Here is a 3,944-nt window from a genome sequence, read left to right as displayed (position 1 = left end):
GAGCGCATTTTTTAGTTAAAAAAAGTCCAAGCTTAATGGTTGTAATGGTTCAAAAAATTAGCATTTTAGGCGTATAGTTGCGCAGAATAATTCCTTGATTCTTCTTCCTCCTACCTCCTCTATAATTCCCATTTCTCCTGTCTCCTGTCTCCTGTCTCCTGTATCCTACCCTTACCCATAAGACTTTTTCAGCAAACCCTAATTAGGGCTTGCTGATTAATTATAAAAGTATTGAGATATAAAGGTTTGAGCATTTTTAGGGTCTAAAAAAGTGCGCCTGTTTCAGTTGAAAACGCTCAAAAAGCTAGTATTTTAGGCTGACTATGGCAGAACAATCTTGGGACAATTCTTACTCCTACCTCCTCGCTCCCAAGCCATTTCTCCTGTCTCCTGTCTCCTGTCTCCTGTCTCCTACCCCTACGAAAAAAGACTTTTTCAGCAAGCCCTAATTACTTCAATCTCCCAACTTTATAATAACTATTCAACTGGATTTGATATGATTTATATCATGTCCGGATAAGAGCGATCTGGAAAAAAACCAAAACTGCCACTTGCAGTACAAATCTTTTTATTCTCCCTACTCCCTACTCCCTACTCCCTACTCCCTTAAAAAATTTCCGCAGCCTAAATTCTTACTTTTGACTTTTGACTTTTGACTTTTGACTTTCCTTCTTCTACTATAAAAGTGGACTTGGTTTGTCAAGATAAAAGCCTTGACCATAATCTATTCCTAAGCTACTGACTTTATTGAGAATTGACTCTGTTTCTATATATTCAGCTACTACTTTTAAATTAATTGCCCTGCCAATATGGTAAATACCTTCTACTATTCCTTGAGTAACAGTATCTTTTTCTATCTTCTTAATAAACATCCCGTCAATCTTGAGATAATCTACTGGCAAATTTGTGAGATAAGAAAGAGAAGACATTCCTTTGCCAAAATCATCCAAAGCAAAACTACAACCGATTTGTTTGAGAGACTGAATAAATTTTGCTGCCTTATCTAAATTCGTAATAGCAATGGTCTCAGTAATCTCAAAACAAATTTTTTGGGGAGGCACTTGGGAAGAGGCAAATTGACTTTCGATAAATTCTAGAAAGTTGTTATCGTTGATGCTAGCACCAGAAAGATTAACCGTAAAAATACAATCTTGGTCTGAACGATTAATTTTCTGCAAAGACAGGGAATGTAGTAGATTTTTTACAACCCAACGGTCAATTCTTGGCATTAAATGATAGCGCTCCGCTACTGCTAAGAAAGTAGTGGGTGAAATAATTTTACCTGAAGGATATCTAAATCTGAGCAAAACTTCATAAAGTTTTGCTTGTACGCCTTCATGCAATGGGACAATTGCTTGTGAAAACAGACAAAAACCGTTTTCTCTTAAAGCATCTCGTAGTTGTGTAACTAAATTAATTTCTTGCTTTTGTTTTTCTAGACTTTCCATACATACAGAATAAATCTCTATGCAGTTTCTGCCAGAAGTTTTAGCATTGTAGAGAGCTGTATCTGCTGCTTTTAGCAATTTCTCTGGATTAGATGTTTTTGAGCATTTGCTATCTGCAACTCCTAAGCTACTTGTCACCCACTGGCTTGTTACTGAAGCTTGATGAGGAATTTTTAAAGCTTCAATTTCTATTCTGATATTTTCTGCTACTTTAAGTGCTCCTTCAATGGGGGTATTTGGCAATACAACTACAAACTCTTCTCCACCATATCGAGCTACAAAATCTCCTGGCCGTTTCACCACAGCTTGAATAGCTATAGCTACTTGTTGCAAACATCTATCTCCCTGTTGATGGCCGTAAGTATCGTTATAAGGTTTAAAGTAGTCTATATCTAACATAATAATTGATATGACAGCTTCCTCTCGCACCAACCTTTTCCATTCTTGTTCAAATTTTTGCTCAAAATGACGACGGTTAAAGACTCCTGTTAAATCATCAATATATGCAATTGCTTTTAATTCTTGATTTAGTTTTTCTAGGCGTTGATAAAGTTGAGCTTGTTGAATAGCGATCGCTGTCTGAGCTGCCAAGCGTTTTAATAAGTCGGTTTCCGATATTTCCCACTCTCTATTTTCTCGACAATGATGAGCTATTAATAACCCCCATACATTAATTTCTGATTTGTCAGTATAATTTTTGTTTTCTGTTTCGTTTGGAATTAAGATAGGTAGTATTATATTTGCTTTCACCTGAAAATCCCTAAGCATATCAATATGACATTCTTGTATTCCCGATTGATTAATATTATTAATAATCCTAAAATAACCTTGTTTGTAACGTTCTAAAATATTGCTGTTAGGAAAACATGGATCGACAATTTTCATTCCTAAAAGTGAAAGACAATTTGGTGCTAAAGATTCTTTCTCTACAATACCATGACCATTTGATAATAAACGGTAAATTATGACGCGGTCGCATTGCAAAAACTCTCTCACTGACTCTACTGTAGTTTCTAATATTTCCTCTAAGTTTAAAGACTGATTAATTTTGTCTATTACTAGATTTAATAAGTTCTCTTGTTTTCTAATTTTTTTGAGTTCTAATTCGGCTTTTTGACGCTCTGTAATATCTAAAATTGTGCCAAATATTTTGATTGATTCTAAGTTACTATTTGTAATTAAACTTGTCTTTGTATAAAGATATTTCACTGTTCCATCTAGGCTAATTATTTCATATTCACACTCACACTTTTGGGTTTTCTCTAAGATTAAAGCCATATTTTTTTCCCATAATTTTCTACTTTCGGGAAGGAACATTTGGAGGAACTCTGCATAAGTTGGTTGATGTTGAGTCGCACTCATAGCAAAAATCCGAAGTACTTCATCAGACCAAGTTATTTTCTGTGTTTTGAGGTCTAATTCCCAGTTACCCAAATGGGGTATTTTTTGAGCTTCTTGTAGTTTGGCTTGAGTTTCTTTGAGAGCAATTAAATTTTTATTTCTTTCAATGGCATAGAGAATTAGTCGTTCTAATGTATATTCTCGAATTTCTAATTTATTGAAATAATCTGCTGCTCCTATTTTCATCGCCAACAAGTCTAATTCTCGATCGCCTTGACCTGTGATGAATATAATTGGTGTCTGACAATTAAGTTCTATTGCTGTTTTGAGTAATTCTATTCCGTCTTTTTCTCCTAGACGATAGTCAAGTAAACAAAGGTCATATTCTCCTGTTTGTATTGCAGCTAAACCTCCTTCATAAGTATTTTTCCACACCAGGGATATTTTTGGTGAGTCTACTTCTGATAAGATGTCATCAATGGCAATAAAATCATCTTCATCATCTTCTATGAGGAGAATATTAATAATCTGCTTTTCCATGATATAAATATTTATTGACTAAATTTTACTTTGAGAATAGTATTTAAGTACTAACAAAAAATGAGCGGTGCATTTTTTACTAAAATAAATTTACTTAAGTTATCTCTGAGAGAGAAATATAACTCAACAGTCAATATAAAAACTATTTTGCCTATATACTTACTTTATCATGGCCACAGTTTTTTAATATATCACCTAACTATCCATTTATTTATTTGTAAGTATGTAACTATTATATCATGCCTCTTTAAAACATCCACAAATAACATTAAGATAGGGAGTAGGCAATAGGCAATAAGCAGCAATTAATTGATAATTTATCAATAATAATTAATGTTACTTGAATTTTTGGAGAGTTATACTTAGGGTTTGCGTATGGAAAGTCTTTTAGTAGGGGTAGGAGACAACCCACCCCTAACCCCTCCGATGGAGGGCAGGGCTGTTTCATTCTCGATAGACACGGGGACGCGGAGAAACGGAGACACGGGGATGGAGGCTTTTAAGCGGTGTTGAACCAGATATCCTCTCAGAGTTTAACTACACCTATTGGCGCTCAAAATCGGCAAATTTTAGTAAATTTCAGTGTTCCTCTATCCCCATTACTCCCATTCTCCC

General features: G+C 34.8%; 1 protein-coding gene. It reads right to left on the bottom strand.

The window, feature by feature from the left end; translation table 11 throughout:
- Positions 1–677 precede the first annotated feature (677 nt).
- Positions 678–3,329, bottom strand: coding sequence for a GGDEF domain-containing response regulator (locus tag F6K54_RS41590; protein WP_293090348.1), 2,652 nt, complete (start codon positions 3,327–3,329; stop codon positions 678–680).
- Positions 3,330–3,944: the final 615 nt, after the last annotated feature.

The sequence above is a fragment of the Okeania sp. SIO3B5 genome, from assembly GCF_010692555.1.
Lineage (GTDB): Bacteria > Cyanobacteriota > Cyanobacteriia > Cyanobacteriales > Microcoleaceae > Okeania.
The sequence above is the reverse complement of the archived record's forward strand: the minus strand, read 5'-3'. Positions and strand labels throughout refer to the sequence as shown.